Annotated in this window: 18 protein-coding genes and 1 tRNA gene; 9 read left to right on the top strand and 10 right to left on the bottom strand. The window is 60.5% G+C overall.

Going from position 1 to position 17772, the window contains the following annotated elements:
• The first annotated feature begins 11 nt into the window (after positions 1–11).
• Complete coding sequence (locus OA90_RS22415) at positions 12–1226, top strand: GTP-binding protein (RefSeq protein WP_068417801.1); 1215 nt, start codon at positions 12–14, stop codon at positions 1224–1226.
• Between the two features lie 53 nt (positions 1227–1279).
• Entirely contained in the window at positions 1280–1849 is a 570-nt protein-coding gene (locus tag OA90_RS22410) for a DUF1826 domain-containing protein (RefSeq protein WP_208986255.1), read from the top strand.
• 41 nt (positions 1850–1890) lie between these two features.
• Here the strand turns inward: OA90_RS22410 and serA are convergent, their stop codons facing one another.
• Together serA and OA90_RS22400 are read right to left on the bottom strand one after the other, a co-directional pair.
• Positions 1891–3135 carry a phosphoglycerate dehydrogenase gene (serA, locus tag OA90_RS22405; RefSeq protein ID WP_068417861.1) on the bottom strand — a complete coding sequence of 415 codons (1245 nt, stop codon included), beginning with the start codon at positions 3133–3135 and terminating at the stop codon, positions 1891–1893.
• A gap of 292 nt (positions 3136–3427) precedes the next feature.
• Complete coding sequence (locus tag OA90_RS22400) at positions 3428–4249, bottom strand: arylamine N-acetyltransferase (protein ID WP_068417858.1); 822 nt, start codon at positions 4247–4249, stop codon at positions 3428–3430.
• A 257-nt stretch (positions 4250–4506) separates the two neighbouring features.
• Here OA90_RS22400 and OA90_RS22395 point away from each other — a divergent pair, with 257 nt between their 5' ends.
• The gene (locus tag OA90_RS22395) at positions 4507–5547 is read left to right on the top strand and encodes a sterol desaturase family protein (protein ID WP_068417797.1); all 1041 of its coding nucleotides are present in this window, start codon (positions 4507–4509) and stop codon (positions 5545–5547) included.
• A 49-nt stretch (positions 5548–5596) separates the two neighbouring features.
• Here the strand turns inward: OA90_RS22395 and ilvN are convergent, their stop codons facing one another.
• Together ilvN and OA90_RS22385 are read right to left on the bottom strand one after the other, a co-directional pair.
• Positions 5597–6169 (bottom strand): acetolactate synthase small subunit, encoded by a 573-nt coding sequence (gene ilvN / locus OA90_RS22390; protein WP_068417794.1) that lies wholly within the window; start codon positions 6167–6169, stop codon positions 5597–5599.
• A gap of 26 nt (positions 6170–6195) precedes the next feature.
• Positions 6196–7971, bottom strand: coding sequence for an acetolactate synthase 3 large subunit (locus tag OA90_RS22385; RefSeq protein WP_068417792.1), 1776 nt, complete (start codon positions 7969–7971; stop codon positions 6196–6198).
• Positions 7972–8630: 659 nt separating this feature from the next.
• Between OA90_RS22385 and OA90_RS22380 the strand changes: the two genes are divergently transcribed.
• From OA90_RS22380 to OA90_RS22365, 4 genes are all read left to right on the top strand, one after another.
• A tRNA-Lys gene (locus OA90_RS22380) sits at positions 8631–8706 on the top strand.
• Positions 8707–8901: 195 nt separating this feature from the next.
• Complete coding sequence (locus OA90_RS22375) at positions 8902–9708, top strand: rhodanese-related sulfurtransferase (protein ID WP_068417788.1); 807 nt, start codon at positions 8902–8904, stop codon at positions 9706–9708.
• Between the two features lie 133 nt (positions 9709–9841).
• Complete coding sequence (locus tag OA90_RS22370; protein ID WP_068417785.1) at positions 9842–10429, top strand: hypothetical protein; 588 nt, start codon at positions 9842–9844, stop codon at positions 10427–10429.
• 79 nt (positions 10430–10508) lie between these two features.
• Positions 10509–10742: a hypothetical protein gene (locus OA90_RS22365; protein ID WP_068417780.1), complete on the top strand. Its 234-nt coding sequence runs from the start codon at positions 10509–10511 to the stop codon at positions 10740–10742.
• Between the two features lie 205 nt (positions 10743–10947).
• Here OA90_RS22365 and OA90_RS22360 read toward each other — a convergent pair whose 3' ends face one another.
• Positions 10948–11829: an SMP-30/gluconolactonase/LRE family protein gene (locus tag OA90_RS22360; protein WP_068417777.1), complete on the bottom strand. Its 882-nt coding sequence runs from the start codon at positions 11827–11829 to the stop codon at positions 10948–10950.
• A 196-nt stretch (positions 11830–12025) separates the two neighbouring features.
• Positions 12026–12496: an Lrp/AsnC family transcriptional regulator gene (locus OA90_RS22355; RefSeq protein ID WP_068417856.1), complete on the bottom strand. Its 471-nt coding sequence runs from the start codon at positions 12494–12496 to the stop codon at positions 12026–12028.
• 180 nt (positions 12497–12676) lie between these two features.
• Between OA90_RS22355 and ald the strand changes: the two genes are divergently transcribed.
• Together ald and OA90_RS22345 are read left to right on the top strand one after the other, a co-directional pair.
• Positions 12677–13816, top strand: a complete 1140-nt coding sequence (ald, locus tag OA90_RS22350; protein WP_068417775.1) for an alanine dehydrogenase — start codon at positions 12677–12679, stop codon at positions 13814–13816.
• A 220-nt stretch (positions 13817–14036) separates the two neighbouring features.
• Complete coding sequence (locus OA90_RS22345; RefSeq protein WP_068417772.1) at positions 14037–14375, top strand: hypothetical protein; 339 nt, start codon at positions 14037–14039, stop codon at positions 14373–14375.
• 464 nt (positions 14376–14839) lie between these two features.
• Here the strand turns inward: OA90_RS22345 and OA90_RS22340 are convergent, their stop codons facing one another.
• The 4 genes from OA90_RS22340 to pgi all read right to left on the bottom strand — a co-directional run bounded on the left by OA90_RS22340 (position 14840) and on the right by pgi (position 17661).
• Positions 14840–15112, bottom strand: coding sequence for a hypothetical protein (locus tag OA90_RS22340; RefSeq protein WP_068417769.1), 273 nt, complete (start codon positions 15110–15112; stop codon positions 14840–14842).
• Positions 15113–15211: 99 nt separating this feature from the next.
• Positions 15212–15481: a bacteriocin gene (locus OA90_RS22335; RefSeq protein WP_068417766.1), complete on the bottom strand. Its 270-nt coding sequence runs from the start codon at positions 15479–15481 to the stop codon at positions 15212–15214.
• A 54-nt stretch (positions 15482–15535) separates the two neighbouring features.
• The gene (locus OA90_RS22330) at positions 15536–15805 is read right to left on the bottom strand and encodes a glycine zipper domain-containing protein (protein ID WP_068417763.1); all 270 of its coding nucleotides are present in this window, start codon (positions 15803–15805) and stop codon (positions 15536–15538) included.
• A gap of 233 nt (positions 15806–16038) precedes the next feature.
• Positions 16039–17661: a glucose-6-phosphate isomerase gene (gene pgi / locus OA90_RS22325; protein WP_068417760.1), complete on the bottom strand. Its 1623-nt coding sequence runs from the start codon at positions 17659–17661 to the stop codon at positions 16039–16041.
• Positions 17662–17772 lie beyond the last annotated feature (111 nt).

Below are 17772 nucleotides of genomic sequence, written 5' to 3'. Positions count from 1 at the left end.
ACGGAGCCACCATGCCCGATCCTCGCCTTCCCGTAACGGTCCTGTCAGGTTTTCTGGGGGCCGGCAAAACCACCTTGCTCAATCGCGTTCTCAACAATCGGGACGGTCTCAAGGTGGCGGTCATCGTGAACGACATGTCGGAAGTGAACATCGATGCGGATCTTGTGCGCGCGGGAGGTGCGGAACTGAGCAAGACCGATGAGACCCTGGTCGAGATGTCAAATGGCTGCATCTGCTGCACGTTGCGCGATGACCTGTTGCAGGAAGTGCGGCGTCTGGCTGAAGCGAAGACCTTTGACTACCTGTTGATCGAGTCGACCGGGATTTCCGAACCTCTTCCGGTTGCGGCCACCTTTGAATTCCGCGACGAGCACGGCCGCAGCCTGTCGGATGTCGCCCGGCTGGATACGATGGTGACCGTCGTGGACGCGGTCAATCTGTTGCGCGATTTTTCCAGCCATGACTTTTTGCACGATCGTGGCGAGACCCTGGGGGAAGAGGACCAGCGCACACTGGTGCATCTGCTGACCGACCAGATCGAGTTTGCGGATGTCGTGATCCTGAACAAGGTCAGCGCGGCCACACGTTCCGAAGGCGATGCGGCCCGAAAGGTTATCCGTAGTCTGAACGCAGACGCCGCGATCGTTGAGACCGACTTTGGCGAAGTCGCGCCATCCGACATCCTCAACACAGGACTTTTCGACTTTGACAAGGCGCATGAACATCCGACCTGGGCCAAGGAGCTCTATGGTTTCGCTGATCATGTGCCGGAAACGGAAGAATACGGGGTCAGCTCATATGTCTACCGGGCGCGGCGCCCATTCGACCCGGGAAGGATCCATACCCTGCTGAACGGATCTCTGCCGGGTGTCATTCGGGCGAAGGGGCATTTCTGGATCGGCAGCAGGCCGGACTGGGTCATCGAGTTTTCGCTCGCCGGTGCCCTGTCCAGCATCGCACCGCTTGGCACATGGTGGGCGTCGATGCCTGTTCAGAAATGGCCGGACGACGAGCGCGTCAGGGCATATGCGCACGCGCACTGGACCGAGCCCTTCGGCGACAGGCGTCAGGAAATCGTGTTTATCGGAGCTGGAATCGACTGGCCGTCGCTGAAAGCCCGGCTGGATGCCTGCCTGATCGAGGCGGAGGCCGGTAATGACCTGAGCGTCTTCCGGACATTGCCCGATCCGTTTCCACCGTTCAGACTTGCCGAGGTAGCGGCATGAGAGCCGCAGCGCAAAGGGCTGGCGCCGGCAGCAACTCTGCCAGGGATGTCATCATGGGGTCGGACCCGGACATTCTGTCGAGTATCCGTTCATCCGGTATAGGCGCGGCGATCTGGACAAGACCGCTGGACCCGGGTTTCCTGACATGGATAGACGGCCTGCCGACCGAGCGGCTTCCGGATTTCAGGGCCGTGGTGCCGGTTCATCTGGTCGAGGCGGCTGTGATCGCCGCTTGTGAGGCGGCAGGAACGCCGCAAGGCAATGCGCGGGACATGCTGACCGGCGACATAGGGGCTCTTGCGCTGATCTTCTCGGCCATCTTGAGCGTTCGCGAGGTTCGGGTCCGTCTGGAGGTCATTCGGGAGACGATGTGTCCGAAATTCCATGTCGACGCTGTTCAGGCCCGTTTGCTGTGCACCTACCGCGGTTCGGGAACAGAATATGTTCCGGAAGCACCGGGGGGCGAAACGCGTCAGATACGACAGACCGCGCGCGGTTCTGCCGCCCTGTTTCGCGGACGCCTGTGGCCGGATGCGGAACCCACAGGCCTGCTGCACAGGTCGCCGGAAGTCACGCCGGACGGGCGAGCCAGGTTTCTTCTGGTGATCGATCCGGTCGAATAAGGGCGGCTCTGAAGTCTTTGCCCCGCCGCCCTTTTGCTCTGTTACACCCGGTTGAGCAGCCTTGCTCGGATGGTGTTCGGCAGCGCACGGATCTCTTCTAGGATCTTGACCGGCTCATCGACCATGCTGTCCACATCCAGAACGACGTAGCCGATATCCTGATGTGACTGCAGGTACTGGGCGCAGATGTTGAGATCGTGCCGGGTGAAGAGGTCGTTCAGGGTCCGCATGGCGCCGGGCGCATTGTGATGCACCTGAATGAAACGGGTCACTTCCGTTCCCTTGGAAAGCTGCACCTGAGGGAAGGAGACCGCACCGATGGTTGAGCCGACGTCCGAATATTCGACCAGCCGTTTGGAGACTTCCTCGCCGATCCGGTCCTGGGCTTCTTCCGTCGACCCGCCGACATGGGGGGTAAGGATGACGTTGTCGAGTCCGCGCAGCGGCGAGACGAACTCGTCCTTGTTGGATTTCGGCTCGACCGGAAACACATCGATGGCGGCGCCGGCCAGATGGCCGGACTTCAGTGCCTCGGCAAGGGCTTCGATATCGATGACCTTGCCACGGGCGTTGTTGATGAGGAACGCACCTTTTTTCATTCTGGCGATGTGTTCGGCACGGAACATGTTGTGTGTCTGAGGTGTGTCCGGCACGTGCAGGGAAACGACGTCGGAGGCGGCAAGCAATCCGTCGAGACCTTCGGCAGGCATGACATTGCCATGCTGCAGCTTGTCGACAAGATCGAAATAGATGACCCGCATTCCCATGGCTTCGGCAAGGTTCGACAGCTGGGTGCCGATATTGCCGTAGCCGACGATGCCGAGGGTCTTGCCGCGCACTTCGTGGGAGCCGGCGGCGCTTTTCAGCCAGCGGCCCTGATGGGCTGCGGAGGATTTGGTGAAGACGCCGCGCATCAGCATGACGATTTCGGCGATTGTCAGCTCCGCGACGGAGCGCGTGTTGGAGAAGGGGGCATTGAAGACCGGAATGCCCCGTGTCAGCGCGCCGTTCAAATCCACCTGATTGGTGCCGACGGAAAAACAGCCGACCGCGACGAGGCTTTTCGCCGCTTCCAGAACCTCTTCCGTCAACTGTGTCCGGGAGCGGATGCCGAGAATCTGGACACCCTGCAGCTTGTCGATCAGGGCGTCTTTTTCCAGAGCGCCGGGAAGAACTTCCACATTGGTGTAACCGTTCTTTTCCAGAATCGCGTGCGCTGTCGGTGAAATGCCCTCCAGCAGCAGCCAGCGGATCTGGTTCTTCGGCCGGGACAGACCGTGAATCATGGCGGATTGCCTTTTCTTTGAACTTGAACCTGTCAGAAAAAGCGCGCCGGCAAGGGCGCGAATTGCCGGTGTCGTATACGCGCTCATCCGTGTCGCGTCTAGGTCGCGGACAGGTCTCGTGAGCTAAATCCGTCACCATGAAGCGGACAGGCTCCGCATGACAGACTTCAGGGCCTCTTTGATCCTCGCCCTGACAGGAAAACGCGCGATGCGGCCATGAGCTGAATTCGCGAGGGGCTGACTACCCGCAGCGATGAATGGACGCCCGTTTGACCGCGTGGAGCCAACAGTTTCAGCCTGGCGTTGTGGCTTGGTGCAGCTGTTTCAGCCGTTCGGCGATCGCCTCAATGACATCGTCGCCATAGCCGAGGCCGAGGTCCTGCCGCATGAAGCCGGTCAATTCATCCGCTTCCCGGATTTGCCATTCCCGTTTTCCATCCTTGCCGACAAACCGGGCGCGCCCGTCGAGAAAACTGATGAAGCCGTTCTCCGTCAGGCGGTAGAACTTCATGCTCGCGGCGAAGGATTGGTTCGGAGACGTCGCGCATAGATAGTTGGCAGCCTCGATATCCGCCTGGCGCACATCCACCCTGTCGAAGCCGTAGAGCGGGAACCAGCCATGATCGGTTTTGCGTTCCAGAACGTCTTCACCGGAGCTTTCCTCAAAGCGGACGCGGTAGACCTGATCGCGAATTTTCTGTTCACCGGTGGAGATCCTGACGGGATGTGCCGGTGCCTGGCCACCGAAGCCGGCATCGACCAGCCACTCGCCGTCATTCAGCGCAACCACAAAAGCCAGATGGGTCCGCGCGCCGCCTTCGGCCGCGCCCATACGAACGCGTGCAAGCACCTGCCGTGCGGAAAACCCAAGCGCGGCCAGGGCGTCACCCAGCAATGCATTCAGCTCGAAGCAGTAACCGCCGCAGCGCTGCATGACGAGTTTTTGCCAGAGACTGTCCGGATCGAGAACCGGCACCTTGCCGAGAAACGGCAGGACGTTTTCAAAAGGTATGGCGCTGATCTGAGCCGCCTGCAGGCTTTTCAACCCGGTGAGGTCCGGTGAACATGTCTTCAGGCCGACCCGGTGGAGGTAGGCGGCGGTATCCAGGGTCATGGTGTGTTCCGGACGAAAGAAAAGACCCGCCGAATGTAGGTGGCCGATTCTGATTGTCAAAGGCATGAGGGGCTTGAATCGCGTCCGGGCGCACAGGCCGGCTTGCCGAAATCGGGAGGCTGTCCCTCCCGCCGAGGCGCCGGTCTTCACTTGAAGACCGTTACCAAAGGTTAAGTGCTGCTGGATAGGGTACGGATCTGTAAAATTACCGGGTCTGATGGAATGATGCCGGTATCGACGAAGAGAACAGCGCCGGCATGGAATATCTCGACCAGGTCTATGAGACTTTTCTGGGAAGCTTCTACCTCAGGATAGCGCCTCTCTATGTCGTGGCCACTGTAGTCATCGCGGCAGCGATATATTTCTTCAGGGAGCGGCGAGCCGGACTGACAGGCTTTTTCTCCTGGCTGTTTCCCAAATCCATCTATCTGCATGCCTCTCATCTCAACGATATCAAGATTTTTTTCGCCGGGCGCCTGCTCGCGCTGTTCGGGGTCTTCAATCTGTTTTTCGTCAGCCCGCTGACGATTGTGGCCGTAATGAAAAGCCTGGACGGGCTCGCAAGCACAGGCGGCGAGGCGTCTGCCGGGCAGATGGCGCACTCACCTCTGGGGCAGACTGTTCTGGTGACAGTTGTCCTTGTTGTCGTCGCCGACTTTTGTACCTACTGGGTTCACCGGCTGCATCATGAATGGTCTGTGTTCTGGCCGTTTCACTCGGTTCATCATTCCGCCGAGGTGATGACGCCGATAACGGTCTACCGCAAGCATCCGGTCTATGATCTGATCAACGGGTTCGTGCGCAATCTGGCGATCGGTCTGGTCACCGGCATTGTGCTCTACGCGACCATTGAAAAGGTGAGCTATCTGCAGATCGGTCAGGCGAACGTGATTTACGTCCTGTTCAACCTGCTCGGCGCAAATTTCCGCCATTCGCATATCTGGATCAGCTATGGCCGGACGCTGGAACATATCCTGATTTCTCCGGCTCAACACCAGATCCATCACTCCTGCGCGGTCGAGCATCACAACAAGAATTATGGCGAGATCTTCGCTCTCTGGGACTGGATTTTCGGATCGCTTTACATTCCCGAAAAACGGGAGGCCCTTGTCTTCGGCCTGGCCGATGCCGAGGGGCAGTTGTTAGAGCAGCCCCATCCATCCTTGAGCAGGGCGCTCATCGAGCCGGTTCGGTCGTCTTACCGGGAAGTCCGGAGGATCTTTCGCGGCAGGCGGGCCGGATCCCAGGTCGAGACGGCTTCGCGAGCCCCGTTGTCGCCGCCTGAGACGGTCGAATGATTGGCGGTGGCCAGCGCCGCTGCGTGCCGACGCTGGCCGTCCGTGTGGCTTAGAGCCCTTCCGTGCCGCGCTGCACCGCGGCGACACCGGTGCGGGACACCTCCACCAGGCCGAGCGGCTTCATGATGGCGATGAACTGCTCGATCTTCGAGGTTCTGCCGGTGATCTCGAAGACGAAGTGTTCCGTTGTCGCATCGATCACCGTGGCGCGGAAGGCGTCGCCGAGGCGCAGGGCTTCCAGGCGCATTTCGCCGGTTCCGGTCACCTTCACAAGCGCAAGTTCCCGCTCCAGCGGCTTGTCCTGGTTGGCGCGCAGGGCGCGCACCGTCAGGTCGGTCACCCGGTGAACCGGCACCAGCCGGTCAAGCTGGTGGCGGATCTGCTCGATGATCATCGGCGTGCCGGTCGTCACGATGGTTATCCGCGACAAGTGTTTCTCGTGCTCGGTCTCCGATACGGTGAGGCTGTCGATGTTGTAGCCACGGCCGGAGAAAAGGCCGATCACACGGGCAAGAACACCCGGCTCGTTGTCGACGAGAAGCGCGAGGGTATGGGTTTCAATTTCATTGCTGACTTCGGCCAGGAAATAGGCGGAAGGCGCATCAACATTCTGAGCGTTCATTTTCGATACTATCCTTGTGCCTTGCCTTAAACGAGCGACTTGCCTTCGGCGCTGATCGCGTTGGCGAGGACTTCGTCATTGGCCTCGTCCGGCAGCAGCATTTCGTTGTGAGCCTTGCCAGACGGGATCATCGGGAAACAGTTGGCCAGATTGGCCACCCGGCAATCGAACAGAACCGGCTTGTCGACGGCGATCATTTCCTCGATTGCCCCGTCCAGATCCTCCGGCTTCTGCACCCGGAAACCGACGCCGCCATAGGCCTCGGCCAGCTTGACGAAGTCCGGCAGGCTGTCAGTATAGGAGTGGGAGAGGCGGTTGCCGTGCAGCAGCTGCTGCCACTGGCGCACCATGCCCATGTACTGGTTGTTGAGGATGAACACCTTGACCGGCAGGCCGAACTGGACCGCGGTCGACATCTCCTGGATGTTCATCAGGATGGAGGCATCGCCGGCGATATCCACGCACAGGGCGTCGCGGTGGGCGACCTGCGCACCGATGGCCGCCGGCAGGCCGTAGCCCATGGTGCCGAGACCGCCGGAGGTCAGCCAGTGGTTGGGCTCCTCGAAGCCGTAGAACTGCGCCGCCCACATCTGGTGCTGACCGACTTCCGTGGAAATGAAGGTCTTGCGGTGCTTGGTCAGCTCATACAGCCGCTGGATCGCGTATTGCGGCATGATGACATCGCTGTTCGGCTTGTAGGCCAGCGAATTGCGCGCCCGCCAGGCATCGATCTGCGTCCACCAGTCCTTGAGGGCCGGCTTGTCGGTCTTCAGGGCGGAGGAGCGCCAGATGCGGACCAGATCCTCGAGGACATGGCCGACATCGCCGATGATCGGCAGGTCGACATTGATCGTCTTGTTGATTGACGAGGGGTCGATATCGATATGGATCTTGCGCGAGTTCGGCGAAAACGCATCGGTGCGGCCGGTGATCCGGTCATCGAAACGGGCGCCGATGCAGACCATCACGTCGCAGTCATGCATGGTCATGTTGGCTTCATAGGTGCCGTGCATGCCCAGCATGCCGAGCCAGTTCTCGCCGGACGCAGGATAGGCGCCGAGGCCCATCAGCGTCGAGGTGACCGGAAATCCGGTGAGCGAGACCAGTTCTCGCAGCAACTGGCAGGCCTGCGGGCCGGAATTGACGACGCCGCCGCCGGTATAAAGGATCGGCTTTTTGGCGTTCGCCATCAGCTCCACCGCCGCGCGGATCGAGGCGGCGTCGCCCTTCAACTGCGGCCGGTAGCTCTTGTGGGCGGCGGCCGGGTTCGGCGTCGGACCCTGATAGGTGCCGGTGGCGAACTGGACGTCCTTGGGAATGTCGACCACTACGGGGCCGGGACGGCCGGAGGTGGCGACATAAAACGCCTCGTGCAGGACGCGCGCCAGATCGTCGACATTGCGCACCAGCCAGTTGTGCTTGGTGCAGGGGCGGGTGATGCCGACCGTGTCGCATTCCTGGAAGGCATCGTTGCCGATCAGGTGCGTGGGCACCTGGCCGGTGATGCAGACGAGCGGAATGCTGTCGAGCATCGCGTCGGTCAGCGCGGTCACCATGTTGGTGGCGCCGGGACCGGAGGTCACCAGGGCGACGCCGGGCTTGCCGGTCGAGCGGGCATAGCCTTCCGCCGCATGGCCGGCACCCTGTTCGTGCCGCACCAGAATATGCTCCAGGCCATCCTGCTGAATGATCTCGTCATAGATGGGAAGCACAGCACCGCCCGGGTAGCCGAAGATGGTATCAACCCCCTGATCCTTCAGCGCCTGGATGACCATTTCGGCGCCGGTCATTTCCCGTGTCATTCGTTCCGTCCTTGCATTGACCGCCTGAATTTTCAGGCATTGGCTCACGATTTGTTTTTCTTTCGGCCACGCGCATGCGGCATCGAAAATCCTGGTGGTGCCGGGAAGCGTTTTCAGGAGGCGGGTACAAAAAAAGGCCCCTGAGGGAGCCTTGGTCGCGCGCCATCCTGTCCAAACGGGGTTATCCCGCTTCGGAGGCGCGCTTTCCTACCACTACTAGAATGAGCGACATCATCATGTCGTCCCGGTCCTTTGATGCTGCAGGCCCGATGGCCCTGCCGGATAGCAGATGTGGCGGTTTCCACGTCGGCCCGACGGCGGGATCACCCGTCCGGAAAGCCGGCACAAGCCGGTCATATCCGCCCGGTCTTGATGCGCCGCACCCTAGAGAGGCGGATTTATACGGTCAAGCGCTAATTTCGAAAATTGCGCCAAAGCCGCGCGATGTTTCTGAAAATTGCCAAAAAAGGCCATGAGCAGGGTCGGTAGGAAGCCCCTGAAACCGCTGTCTCGCGCCGCAACTCCAGCCCGTCCCGGTTTGCGCATGGCGCATGACGGCCATGATAAAAAGTGTCGCAAACCCCATTGCGCCGGAGGGGGAGGCACTATATACACCCCGAATTCGGCGCGCTGCACACTCGTTGCGGCGTTTCGCCTGTGGGTGTGTAGCTCAGTTGGTAGAGCAGCTGACTCTTAATCAGCGGGTCTGGGGTTCGAGCCCCCACTCACCCACCATTTTGTTCTCTGAAAATAGAATTTCGCGGCCAAGGGCGTGTTGTGCACCCGAGGGGGCCTGTGTCCGATCAGAGAAACTGCGGACTTGGCACGGAAGGGGCCGAGGATGTATAGAGGGCGCCAGCAGAAGCTCGTGGAGGGATTGCAGTTGCATCCTGACCGACCCGGTGCCCTTCAAGAAAAAGAACACGTCCGATGAACGACTTTCTCGTGTCCGCTCTTTACATGTTTACCCCGCTCGATGACTTCGAGGCGATGCGCGAGCCGTTGAAGGCCTTTTGTGAGGCGCGGGACGTGCGTGGCAGTCTGCTGCTTGCGAGCGAAGGCATCAACGGCACGATCTGCGGACCGGAGGCCGGGGTGCGGGCGGTACTGGCGCATCTGCGCGCCGATCCGCGTCTGGCGGGTCTCTCCCACAAGGAATCCTGGTGCGACAGACATGTGTTCAAGCGCATGAAGGTGCGGCTGAAGCAGGAGATCGTGCGCCTTGCGGTCGATGGCGTCGATCCGAACGAGATCGTCGGCGAATATGTGCCGCCGGACGACTGGAATGCTCTGATTTCCGATCCGGACGTGGTCGTGGTCGATACTCGCAACGACTATGAATATGCCTTCGGCACCTTCGAGGGCGCGGTCAATCCGCAGACCCAGTCGTTCCGCGAATTTCCAGATTGGGTCGAAGGTCAGGACGAGCTCAGGAAGAAGCCGAAGGTCGCCATGTTCTGCACCGGCGGTATCCGCTGCGAAAAGGCGACCGCCTGGATGCTGAAGAACGGCTTCAATGAGGTCTTTCACCTGGAAGGCGGTATCCTGAACTATCTGGAGAAGGTTCCGGAGGCGAGCAGCCTCTGGAAGGGCGAGTGTTTTGTCTTCGACGACCGGGTCTCCGTCGACCACAAGCTGCAGCCGCGCTGGGGCGAATGGGTGCCCGAAGCGGCCCGGCATGTCATCAACGAAGACACAGATTACGACAAGGGGCAGGGGTCCGGCAGCGGCTCCTGAAGGCACACCTGGTGCCATTTGTTAACAAAAATTAACTTTTTCGCTTTAACCCCTTGAGGATCTTCCCTAAAGTCAGAGTGCAGAGCGGAGTATCGTATTTTCGGTTTCCGCACCGGACTTGGGGGAACAGTTCATGCGTCACAGGTTCTGGAGCGCGCTCGCCGTTCTGGCGTTCAGCCCGTTTTTCGTTTCATCCGTTTCGGCCGGAGGCCGCGCCCTGTCCTGCTATGAGCAGGCGACGGTTCCACCCGTCTACCGGACAGTGCAGGAGCGGGTGCTGGTTCAGGCGGCAAGCAGTTACGTGGTCAAGCAGCCCGCGGTCTACAGCTACCAGACCCGGCGCGTGCTGGTGCAGCCCGAACGGGTCAGCTACCGCGCCTCTCCGGCGGTCTACCAGACCCAGTACCGCAAGGTTCAGGTGCAGCCGGCCAGCATCGGCTGGGAGTACCGAATGATCAAGGGCAGGAACATCCTGTGCAAGGTCAAGCATCCGGCTGTCTACAAGTCCGTCGGCCAGCAGGTTCTGGTTCAGCCGGCGTCTCGCGTTGCCGTGCGCCAGCCTGCGATCTACAGCCATGTGAAGGAGAAGGTGCTGGTCCAGCCCGCCACGCGGCGTGTGGTGCAGAAGCCGGCCGTCTACCGGACGGTCAGCCGGCAGGTGCTGGTGCAGCGCTCACGGACCGTCTGGCGGCCCGTGCGTGTGCGCGGCTGCCGGTACTGATCCGCAGATCGCGATAGGCTGATTCCCGACAGGCCGGTCCTTACAGGCCAGCCCTGAAGCGAAAACCTGGAACCGAACCATGATCTGTACTCTGATTGCGTCTTCCATCCTGTTGAGCGTCGGGGACGGGTCGATGGCGGTTCTCATCCCCGAAGACCAGTCGGTACGGATCTTTAACGAAGCCGGCGTCACAGGCGAAACGGCGGTCGTGCATCTTTACGGCGAGACCAAGATCCAGTTGCCGGGTGTGACCGCGCAGCAGGTGATCGAGGCGCTGAAGACTTGCGGGAACAGCAGCGACAGCACGAAATAAGCGGTTACTGTATTCCCCATCGCAGGTTCAGGGAACGATTGAAACCTCGATCGGCTCGGGGAACACCCGCAGCGTGAGGCACGCCCATATTATCCTCTCCGCGCTGTCCCGGACGAGATCCGGGACCAATTTGCACTCTGGGGAGGTCCCGGCTCAAGGCCGGGGCGGCGGAGTCGACAGGGTTTTTGCGAACCGCCTCTGATACTCAGACCTTGAACCTGTAAGTCTTCAGGCCCTTGCGGCCGTGGCCTTCCACCAGGAAAAGTCCACCGGAGAGCGTGTCCGGTTCGGCTGCCGCCGGGTCGGTGGGCTGTTTGATGCTGGTGACGATCAACTGGTCCAGATCCGGGCCGCAGAAGCAGGGCATGGTCGGTTTGTCGACCGGCAGCCGGATCGCTTCAAGCAGGCTGCCGTCCGGGGCGAAGCAGTTCAGCAGCCCCGCTGAAACGCCTGCGCTCCAAAGGTTGCCGTCGGTATCCACCGTCGCCCCGTCGGGACGACCGGTCTCATTGGTCTGCTGTGCGAAGAGCATCTTGGAACCGAGCGTGCCGGTCACCGGATCGAAACCGTAATATTCGATCCAGCCCGGAGAGCTGTCCGAGTGGTACATGAAGCTGCCGTCCGGAGTCCAGGCGAGGCCGTTCGAGCACTGCAGGCCGTCGCGGATCTCCGCGACTTGACCGCCGGCGGTAACGCGATAGAGGCCGGCAATCGGTTCGCGCGGTGACCGGATGTCCACAGTGCCGACCCAGAAGGCGCCGTCCGGGCCGACCTTGCCATCGTTCAGCCGCGTGTGCGGCTCGTCCGTCTGGACTTCCGCCAGTACCTCGCTGGCACCGGTCTGCGGATCGAACAGCAGAATCTTGTCCCAGACGCAGACGATCAGACGGTCATCTTCCGTCAGGCCGAAGGAGCCGACCTCATTGTCGAACCGCCAGGTGGTGATGTCCCGGCTCACCCAGTCCATCGACTGGATGGTCCAGCTCTTGATATCGGTCCAGAGCAGGCGGTTGTTTCTGTCATCCCAGGTCGGGCATTCACCGAGTTGATAGGTCGTGTCGAGAAGTCGGGTAATCGTGTGGGACACCGGAACGGGTTCCTTGAAAGGCCAGTCTCTTGAATGGACGCGGACTATAGCGGCCAGCGCATCCGGCGTCGAGACTGCCGGCGCCTCGATGACCCACCCCTGGGACGCTCATACCGATGAGTGTTGATTATGACACATATGGGCGCGTCTGATGGTCCATTGCCGACCGCCGGACCTTGTTGCACCGCTGACGCCGTCAGCCGTCCCTGTCGAGCGGGATCGCTGTTCGCCGCACGATCGGGCGGATGGCGAAGGAGGATTTCATTCTCAGGACACCGGGCAGGCGGGCCAGGTGGTCTCGGTGGATGCGTTCGAAATCCACCGGATCCTCGGCGGTCAGCCTGAGGATATAATCCGCGTCCCCCGCCATAAGGAAACACTCCATGATTTCATCGGAGCGGGCGACTTCCCGTTCGAAATTTTCCAGCGTCTCGCGCGACTGGCCGGTCAGGGAGATCTCGACGAAGACATCCATGCGGCGGCCCAGCTTGCGCTGGTCCAGAAGCGCCACGTATTTCTCGATGATGCCGGCTTCTTCCAGTGCCCGCATGCGGCGCAGGCAGGCGGAGGCAGACAGGCCGACCCGTTCGGCAAGATCCGCATTGGCTATGCGGCCGTCGCTTTGAAGGACATCGAGGATTTTGCGATCGAGACGATCGAGGGTCACATGCTGCATCGCACATACTGCTTGGTTTCAGGCTGTGTTCGGCTGAATATTTGAACATTTATCGAAATGACGCAAGAAAATTGCGAAACATGCGTCAAGTGCAGGTGATTACGCAAGCACATGCGGCGTCCGCAGGCGTACACTTTCAGCGATAACAACTCTTCCAGCGGAGACGGGATTATGCGCATTGGTGTGCCGAAGGAAATCAAGAACCATGAATACCGGGTCGGTCTGACGCCCGACAGCGTTCATGAGATGGTCGCTCACGGGCATGAGGTGGTCGTGGAGACCAATGCCGGCGCCGGTATCGGTGCAAGCGATGCGGATTACGAAACGGCGGGCGCGAAAATCCTGCCCGGCGCGCGGGAGGTCTTCGACGCGGCGCAGATGATCGTCAAGGTGAAGGAGCCCCAGGCCGCCGAGCGCGCCATGCTGCGTCCCGACCATATTCTGTTCACCTACCTGCATCTGGCGCCGGATGCGGCGCAAACCGCCGATCTGGTGAAATCCGGAGCCACCTGCATTGCCTACGAGACGGTTGTGGATGCGCGCGGCGGCCTGCCGCTGCTGGTGCCCATGTCGCAGGTCGCGGGCCGTCTGTCGGTGACCGCGGGTGCGACGGCGCTGGAAAAGGCGCATGGCGGCTCAGGTATCCTGATTGGCGGCGTTCCGGGCGTAGAGCCGGCGAAAGTGGTGGTGATTGGCGGCGGAGTCGTCGGCTCCCATGCCATCACAATGGCAATCGGCCTGGGCGCGGATGTCAGGGTGCTTGACCGCAACACCGCTGTTCTGGGCAATCTGGCGCAGATCTTCGGCCCGGCACTGACGACCATCTATTCCACCAAGGCGGCTCTGGAAGCCCAGGTGCAGGAAGCCGATCTGGTGATCGGCGCCGTGCTTGTTGCCGGTGCGGCTGCGCCGAAGCTGGTTTCCGCCGATCTGGTGCGCCGGATGAAGCCGGGCTCCGTGCTCGTGGATGTTGCCATCGACCAGGGCGGCTGCTTCGAAACGTCCAGGGCAACGACCCATTCCGATCCGACCTATATCGTCGACGAGGTCGTGCACTACTGCGTCGCCAACATGCCGGGCGCCGTGCCGAAGACGTCCACCCACGCGCTGAACAATGCGACGCTGCCTTTCGCGCTGGCTCTGGCCGACAAGGGCGCGAAGAAAGCACTGCTCGAAGATCCGCATTTCCTGCCGGGTCTCAACGTGTATCAGGGGCAGGTAACCTGCGAAGCCGTCGCGTCCGCGCTCGGCTACGACTACGTCGACCCGAAGGTCGCGCTTCAGCAGGTCAAGAAAATCCACGCCGCCTGAGCGGATGCAGCATGATTCAGACACGAAGGCCGGTCCGAAAGGGCTGGCCTTTTTTCTGGATTGAAGACATGAGATCGGATGGGAAATAAACACCCCGTTATCGAGCCGCTGGAGTGTTGGCCAAAGTCTTTTGACGGCGGCTCTCTTTTCACTTTAGAGTGGTAAACTCTTTCTGTTCAATCGTTTATCACAGAGCGGTCAATCAGAAAGGACGAATGTCTTGTTGCCTAGAGTTTTTCTATTTTCATTCTGTTTGTCGATTTTCACCCTGTCGCTGACGGTATTGCAGCCGGGTGCTGCGACCGCTCAAACCAGCACATATGGGTGCACGGAAGTTTTCAATGCATTTCGCTCTGCGATCAATGCTCATGACAAGCATCTGATGAAGTATGCTGCGTTTGCGAGAGGTCGTGCCTTTACCATCACCGGTATGAAGGGATGTGGCTGGGCGCACGGGAAGAAGTCTCAGGCCGAAGCGGACCGTGTTGCGATGGAGAACTGCCGGAAAGACGCGAAAAACCCAGACAAGTGCTACATCGCGCTCCGGTACAAGGACTAGGACTTCTTGGCTGCCGGCTGAATGATTGCCAGCAGCAAAATGAGCTCAGTGGCCTGTTCGGTGGATTTTTCTGTTCTTTTTGAAATCGCGAGCTAGGTCGGATCGTGTATGACTTATAGAGAACCACTTCCAGTCTGGTGGGAGCATGTTCTGGCGAATCTGCCTGGTATGGTTCATTATTTCGTTGATCTTCCCATTTACCGCAGTTGTTTCAATAAGATTTCCTGACGGAAGATCTTTTCCGGAGCTTTCTTGATTCAAGGCCGGAACTGCAGAAGCACTTGCTCAAGACTTCCTTGGCTCTTGAGCTTCTTGAAACTGTGCTTTGGATCCTTGTGACATTGTGGGCGCTCAAGACAAGCCTCGCAAAGCACGGGCTGAGCACGAAAACGGATCGGAGCTGGGAAGGTGAAGCCGCGAACTGAGGTCTTGTGTGCCCAAGCGCGAGGGTGCTCAACCTGTCGTTACGGACACCGCACCTTGTAGGGCGTGCCGTATTCGTCATGCGCAATGCAGTTGCGCGGCGTGGTGACCACGCCAATAAGGCCGCCGCCGATGGCGCCGAGAGCAGCGCCCGCCAGTGAGGCGTTCACGGTCGATCCGGCGACGGCGCCGATGGTGGCGCCCGTCGCAGCTCCCAGACCGGCGCCGATCAGCATCCTGTCCCGCTGGCTTTCGGTGTTGACGCAGCCGGTCAGTAAGATCACGAGCGCTGTGGCGGCAAGGATGGACTTCATCCGGAATCCTTTGGCGAAGATAGACGTCCGCCAAAGGTGGCCGCTTATGGTTAACAGATCCTTACCGGATCCTGGTTATCCAATGCTGCAGCGTGTCTGTTACGGGCAGGCGACCCGGAAGGGATTGCCGTTGCGGTCGTAAGCTACGCAGTTCTTCGGTGCCGTGGCGCCGCCCACGATGGCACCGCCCGCGCCGCCGATTGCAGCTCCAACCAGAGCAGGGCCGACGCCGCCGCCGGCCGCAGCGCCGATGATGGCGCCCGTAGCGGCACCCAGACCGCCGCCTACAAGCGCACGGTCTGTCTGGCTCTGGGATTGGCAACCTGCCAGCAAGGCCGCGGTAGCGGCAATCATAAGTATTTTCTTCATTACAGTCTTCCTGGCGGTCTAGTCACCGAAATAAAAAAACGTGCCCGAATTCATTTACGGGCAAGCGACACGATAGGGGTTGCCGTTCTGGTCGTATGCGACGCAGTTTTTAGGCGTTGTGGCTCCACCGACAATTGCACCACCGGCTCCACCGATCGCGGCACCGACAAGTGCGCCGCCGACGTCGCCGGTAGCGGCAGCGCCGATTGCGGCGCCGGTCGCGGCACCAAGACCACCGCCGACGAGGGCGCGATCGCGCTGGCTGTCGGATTGGCACCCGGCGAGCGCAAGGCCGACGGCTGCGAGCAGAACAAGCTTCTTCATAGAATCATTCTCCCTTCCGGACCGCGTATCACGGTGCGTTCTTCCGAATTCATATCACCCACGGTAAGCTGCTTTGCATTTCCGGGCAACGGCTCATTGCTGCAACTGGCCAGCGGTGAAAAGTATTCCGATCAGAGTTCTTCAACGTTGTGAACCAGATAGGCTACGTGGGGCAGAAATAAGGCGGACTTTCAAGCTCTATAACGTGTGGTTTCTTAAAAGGTTCCTAACACTCAACTTTTGAGAGCGGCCAGAAGGCCTCTGGTGGAGGAATCCTTCGAATCCGCCGGCTCGTCGCCCTTGACCATTGGCAGCAGCGCGGTGGCCAGTTCCTTGCCGAGTTCAACGCCCCACTGGTCGAAGGAATTGATCTCCCAGATGACGCCCTCCACGAAGACGCGATGCTCGTAGAGTGCGACGAGGCGGCCGAGCGCATAGGGAGTGAGCATGTCGTAGACAAGTGTCATGGACGGCCGGTTGCCCGGAAAGACCTTGTGGGGTGCGAGGCGCTCCGCCTCGCTGTCCGGCATTCCGGAAGCCGCGAGCAGTGCCCGGGCTTCCTCCAGCGTCCGGCCCTGCATCAGGGCCTCGGACTGGGCGAGACAATTGGCGACCAGAAGGTCGTGGTGATGTTTCAGATCGTCTTCATGCCCCCTGGCGGCCACGAGAAACTCGCACGGTATGACGGTCGTGCCCTGGTGGAGAAGCTGATAAAAGGCGTGCTGGCCGTTCGTGCCGGGTTCACCCCACACCAGCGGTCCTGTTTCCTGGCTCACCGGGCTGCCGTCAAGCTTCACCCGCTTGCCATTGGATTCCATGTCGAGCTGCTGCAAGTAGGCGGGCAACCGGGCAAGACGCTGGTCATAGGGCAGGATCGCGCGCGCCGAAAGACCAAGGGCATCGCGGTTCCATACACCGATCAGGGCCATAAGAACCGGCAAATTGTTCTCAAGCGGCGCTTGCCGGAAGTGATCGTCGAGCGCGTTGGCTCCTTCCAGGAAGTCGGAAAACGCGTCGGGGCCGACGGCGATCATCAGCGGCAGGCCGATTGCGGACCAGACGGAATATCGTCCGCCGACCCAATCCCAGAAGCCGAAGACACGGGTTTCGTCGATGCCGAAAGCCGCCACCTTGTCGAGCGCCGTCGAGACGGCCGCGAAGTGATCGCCCACAGCGTCCTCGCCCAGAGCGTCTGCAATCCATTTGCGCGCGGTCTGCGCGTTGGTCATGGTCTCGATGGTGGTGAAGGTCTTGGATGCGACGATGATCAGCGTGGTTGCCGGGTCGAGCTTTTCCAGTGTGTCGGCGATATGGGCGCCGTCCACGTTGGACACGTAATGTAATTCCGGTCCGTCGTGACAGGGGGTCAGCGCCAGGGTTGTCATGGCCGGGCCGAGATCCGATCCGCCGATGCCGATGTTGACGACATCGGTGAACGCGTCTCCCGATGACGAGGTCAGTTCACCGGAACGGACTGCTTCGGAAAAGTCGGCCATGGCATCCAGCACCGCGATGACATCCGGCATCACGTCTTGGCCATCGACCAGCACCGGGTCGCCGGACCGGTTGCGCAAGGCGGTATGCAGCACCGCGCGCTTTTCCGTGCCGTTGATGGTTGCGCCCGCGAACATCGCCGCGCGCCTGCCTTCGACATCGGCCGCCCTGGCGAGCCCGATCAGCAATTCGAAGGCCCTGGTGTCGATCCGGGACTTGGAATAGTCGAGAAGAAGGTCGTCAAAGCGCGCGCTGAACGTCTCGAACCGTGCGGGATCGGCTGCGAACAGCTCGCGAAGCGTGGTGTCCTTCAGCTTTTCGGCCTGTTGACCGAGTGAGACAAAAGCTGCTTCCAACGCCATCAAAATATCCCCTCAAATCGATTGAATTCGCCTGTATCGATGTCTTCGCGGACACCGCGCATCAGATAGCACAGCAATTTCTCAAGGGGGAGAAGAAATTCCGGAAGACCG

This window comes from Labrenzia sp. OB1, from assembly GCF_001624695.1.
In the GTDB taxonomy this organism is placed as follows: Bacteria; Pseudomonadota; Alphaproteobacteria; order Rhizobiales; family Stappiaceae; genus Roseibium.
Note: the sequence above shows the minus strand (reverse complement) of the source record. Positions and strands in the feature narration are given on the sequence as shown.